Annotated in this window: 3 protein-coding genes and 3 pseudogenes; 5 read left to right on the forward strand and 1 reads right to left on the reverse strand. The window is 60.5% G+C overall.

Annotation, left to right across the window (positions count from 1 at the left end; genetic code table 11):
• The first annotated feature begins 35 nt into the window (after positions 1-35).
• From P0D73_RS45905 to P0D73_RS45915, 3 genes and pseudogenes are all read left to right on the forward strand, one after another.
• A pseudogene (locus P0D73_RS45905) lies at positions 36-667 on the forward strand (FMN-binding negative transcriptional regulator).
• Positions 668-712: 45 nt separating this feature from the next.
• Positions 713-1036 carry an antibiotic biosynthesis monooxygenase family protein gene (locus P0D73_RS45910; RefSeq protein ID WP_408321122.1) on the forward strand — a complete coding sequence of 108 codons (324 nt, stop codon included), beginning with the start codon at positions 713-715 and terminating at the stop codon, positions 1034-1036.
• A 49-nt stretch (positions 1037-1085) separates the two neighbouring features.
• Positions 1086-1259 (forward strand): annotated as a pseudogene (locus P0D73_RS45915) (cupin domain-containing protein); the annotation flags it as partial.
• A 91-nt stretch (positions 1260-1350) separates the two neighbouring features.
• On the opposite strand, the gene P0D73_RS45920 reads toward P0D73_RS45915, so the two are convergent.
• Positions 1351-2058: a TetR/AcrR family transcriptional regulator gene (locus P0D73_RS45920; RefSeq protein ID WP_408436312.1), complete on the reverse strand. Its 708-nt coding sequence runs from the start codon at positions 2056-2058 to the stop codon at positions 1351-1353.
• Between the two features lie 118 nt (positions 2059-2176).
• Here P0D73_RS45920 and P0D73_RS45925 point away from each other — a divergent pair.
• Together P0D73_RS45925 and P0D73_RS45930 are read left to right on the forward strand one after the other, a co-directional pair.
• Positions 2177-2674, forward strand: a pseudogene (locus P0D73_RS45925) (isochorismatase family protein); the annotation flags it as partial.
• A gap of 85 nt (positions 2675-2759) precedes the next feature.
• Positions 2760-4169, forward strand: a complete 1410-nt coding sequence (locus P0D73_RS45930; protein WP_408321126.1) for an MFS transporter — start codon at positions 2760-2762, stop codon at positions 4167-4169.
• Positions 4170-4403 lie beyond the last annotated feature (234 nt).

The following is a 4403-nucleotide window of genomic DNA, read 5'->3' on the forward strand; positions in this document are numbered from 1 at the left end:
ACCAGCCAATCCCCCTTAGCAGCCAGAGATATCGTATGTACTTACCAGTCCACTTTGCCGAAACCCGAAAGGAAGTTTTGCACTCCCGCATAGCTCAACACCCGTTTGGCACCTTGATCACTCACGGAGCAGCGGACTTGACGCAAATCACATTCCGTTTGAACTTACAGCAGAGGACGGCAAACTGGGCGTGCTGCGCGCGCATGTGGCGCGGGCCAACCCGGTATGGCAGGACGTGGCGAACGGTGACGAGGTGCTTGTAGTCTTCCGTGCGGGCGACGCCTATATTTCTCCGAACTGGTATCCAAGCAAGCACGAACTGCACAAACAGGTGCCGACCTGGAATTACATGGTTGTCCATGCGCACGGCCGCATTACGATTCTCGATGATGAGCGCTACGTGCGAGGCGTAGTTGGTCGGCTCACTCGCACACATGAGGCATCGGAACCGAAACCGTGGAAGATGGGCGACGCACCGAAGGACTACGTGGATACCATGGTAAGGGCCATCGTCGGTGTTCAGATTGAGATCACGCGTCTTGTTGGTAAGAGCAAGCTCAGTCAGAACAAGGAAGCACGGGATATCCAGGGTGCTGCCGAAGCACTCAAGTCAAGCGGCGAATCCCAGCTTGCCGATGCAATGCTCACCGTCGTCCCGACGAAGTAGTAATAGAGAGCGGTCGGCGTCACTCAAAACTCATCAGAAGGCGCAATGTACTCTTCCACCTTCATTTTTCGGGCTGGTCAATACGACGAGGAGTTCCATGAACTCGATCGGCGGATTGCCGAAGTGGCTCGAGGCATGCCGGGATATGTGCGTGAGGAGACGTGGGAAAACTCCGGTGAAGGATTGATCCAGAACGTCTACTACTGGGAGTCGAAAGAGGCATTGCTACAGCTCATCAGGCATCCAGTCCACGTCGAGGCGAAAGCGAAGCAAGGTCGCTGGCTGGACGGCTATCGGGTCATCATCGCGAGGGTGATTCGTGAATATGGTGATGGCCAACTCGTGAGGCCGCTCCACGGCCATCAGTAGGAGGGTAAGCTTGGAAAGCGAATCGTCTTCAATGCCGGCCTTCGCATACATGGATTCTGCGCGTACCCAGTGGACACCGTCGCCATTCGCAGCAGGCGTGGAGTTCAAGCGACTCGGAAAGGCCAACGGCCGGGGCATGCAGCTCGTACGTTTTGCTGCGGGGACTACGTTTCCTGCTCACCTCCACACTGGCCCTGAGTTCATTTATATGCTCGAAGGCGAAGCTATCCAGAATGCGCCCGTGCGCGGCACTGCAGCGTCGACGCGGGTTGATCAAGACCGCTTTATAGCGTCGCCACGCGGTCTTGCGCATGCTACCCGGAAGCACCACCTGATGGTGGCGCCCCGGCCTGAGCCGCGGGCAGTTCGTGGCCAGCGAGCTTGCTGGCGAGATACAGCCGGTTCATCAGACGCAACTCGGCGGGGCCGCCCGGGCTGGTCGGAGCCGACTTGTCGAGCGTCATCGCCACCATCGTCTTCATGTTGTTGAGCAATACCACCGCCATGTCTTTGGCGGTCTCTCCCGGCAATGTCGGCGCCCTGAGCCGCAGCGTGCCAACAATCCGCTTGAGCGCCTTCTCGCGATACTCGAGTCGCTTGCCCGACCATTCCGAACGGGCATCCAGCAAAGCGACGAGCGCCTTGGTCTCGTCGTGGATCTCCGCAATGGAGTCGACCAGCAAATCGGCCAACTCGTCTATCGACACCACGCGGGCACGAGCATCGATTTCGTCGCATTGGGCATCACGCAACTCGCTGTAGCGCTGCATCAGTGCATCGGCCAGCACTTCCTTGTTCGGAAAGAAACGATAGAGCGAACCGATTTTTGTGTCCGCGCGCGCCGCTATCTCGGCCATGGTTGCGGCATCGAAACCACGCTCCTGAATGACCTTCGACGCAGCGGCCATCAACGTGGCGACGCGCTCGCGGCCGACACCACGCTGCGGCGCAAGCGCCGGCCGTTCACGATTGGGCCGCGGGGCAGCAGATAGAGCTTTAGTTTTGGCGGGAGTCGAAGACATGCCGTCAGTTTGCCAGTTACGGCGGCCCTCGGCCACATAACTCTATTTGAGCAAATACTCAAATATAGTTATGCTTTGGCGTCAGTTACCTCCTCGAATCCACCGCAAGGCTCCCATCATGCTCGCTCTTCCCGCGACTACAACAGCACTCATTCTCGTCGATCTCCAGCAAGGCATCGTGTCGATGCCCGCTCTGGCACCCCGCCCCGGCGCTCAGGTGGCAGTAACCGGCGGCCGGCTCGCAGCGCGTTTCCGGACTGCCGGGGCATCGGTCGTACTGGTCAACGTCGCCTTCGCGGCGGACTTCGGTGATGTGCTGAAACAGCCGGTGGACCGGCCTTTCGCGCGTCCGGAAGGGGGCTTTCCAGCGAACTTCAGCCAGCTCGTTGAAAAACTCGCTCACGCGTCCGACATTCTCGTGACGAAACATCAATGGGGCGCGTTCTACGGCACCGATCTCGATGTGCAGTTGCGGCGCCGGAACGTCAAAACGGTGGTGCTCGCCGGCATCGCAACCAATATGGGCGTCGAATCCACCGCGCGCCAAGCGTACGAGCATGGCTACGAAGTCGTGATCGCCGAAGATGCGACGACGGCGCTGTCTCATGACATGCACGCGTTTGCAATCGACAACATCTTTCCGCTACTCGCACGCGTGGTGGAGTCCGATGACATCGATCTGAAGAACTGGGCCACGCGAAATGCAAAGCAATCCGCCGACAACCGGCGGCGATCCCCGTCGCCCGAACGAACGACATGCGGGCTTCGGCTTCCGTTTCGTCGCGCCGCTAGCGCTCGGCGCCGTACTGAATCCGATCAATTCGACCATGATCTCTACCGCGCTGGTGCCAATTGCGGCCGACTTCCATGCAAGCGTCGCGGAGGCTGGATGGCTTATTGCCGGGCTCTACCTGGCAAGCGCCGTGGCCCAGCCGACCATGGGGCGACTGGCGGATCTATTCGGCCCACGCCGGATTTACCTGATCTCCCTCTTCATCGTCGCGATATCCGCGCTGGTCGGCCGGTTTGCTCCCACGCTCAGCGTCTTGATCGCGGTGCGGGTGGCACTGGGAATCGGCACCGCCGGCGCCTATCCGTCGGCCATGCGCATCTTCCGCGTCCAGGCAGATCGGCTCGGTGCGGCGCCGCCACGCGTCGCCATGAGCGTTCTCTCGCTGGCGGGGGTCTCCACCCTGGCCATCGGACCCTTGCTGGGTGGCGTACTGACAGGCGCTTTCGGCTGGCATTCGATCTTTGCCGTGAACACGCCGCTCGCGCTGCTCGCTGCGCTGCTGGTTTTTTTGTGGGTGCCAAAGGATCAGCCGCGCGACGGCAGCTTTGCGCGTCTGATGGCAGAGCTCGACGTGGTGGGCATCCTGCTCTTCACCGGCTTCTTGCTCGGCCTGATGATTTTCCTGATGAATCTCGACCGCCCAGTCTGGAGCATGCTGCCTATCGCCGCCGTTCTCGGTGTGGCACTCGTGCTTCACTCGGCGCGACGCAAGCAGCCGTTTATCGATGTGCGGATGTTGGCCCGCAACCGACCGTTGACGGTAACCTATCTGCGCGCAGGGGCGGTCCTGATGATCGTGTATTGCATTCTCTACGGATTCGCTCAGTGGCTCGAAAGTGGCGCCGGCTTCTCCACTAGCCAAGCGGGCCTCATCACCATGCCGATGTCGCTGCTCGCCGCCGTCTCCTCTGTGACAGGCGGGCGCACAAAAGGCATTCGAGGGCCGTTTATCGTGAGCATTGGCGCAGCGCTGGCCGGATGCATCTGCCTGTTTTTTATCGACAGCAGCAAGTCCGCATGGATCATCGCTGCCGCGGTTGTGTGCTTCGGTGTGCCGCAAGGCATGTTTTCCACAGCCACCCAGACCGCCGTCTATCTGCAGTCGCCGGCCGACGAGATCGGCACTGCAGCGGGACTCCAGCGCACCGCCGGATATCTCGGTGCAATCGCGGCGACCAGCCTCCTTGGCGCCTTATATGGCAAAACTGCAAGCGATCACGGCCTGCACAGCCTGGCCATCGTTATGGGTGTGTTGAGCGCCTGCCTGTTTGTCGCCACGATATTCGATCGCACGATTCCGCGAATCGCCGCGGTGTGAACGGCAGCGGGCGGAGCGCCTACCCGCCGCTGCAGCCGCTTAAGCATCATTCCGTGAAAGTGACGAACTCTTGACGACCCGTTGGAGTCACTTATACGTCACGCGCGACCGTCCGCTGCTAACCAGATACCTGACTTCACAGCTTGCCCTGAGTAGCGTACGTCCGACTGGAGATTCACACGTTGCACCGCGGATGTTCAATGCCAGGCCGCGGGGGGGGGGGGGGGGGGGGGG

This window comes from Paraburkholderia sp. RL18-101-BIB-B (assembly GCF_046026985.1).
Lineage (GTDB): Bacteria > Pseudomonadota > Gammaproteobacteria > Burkholderiales > Burkholderiaceae > Paraburkholderia.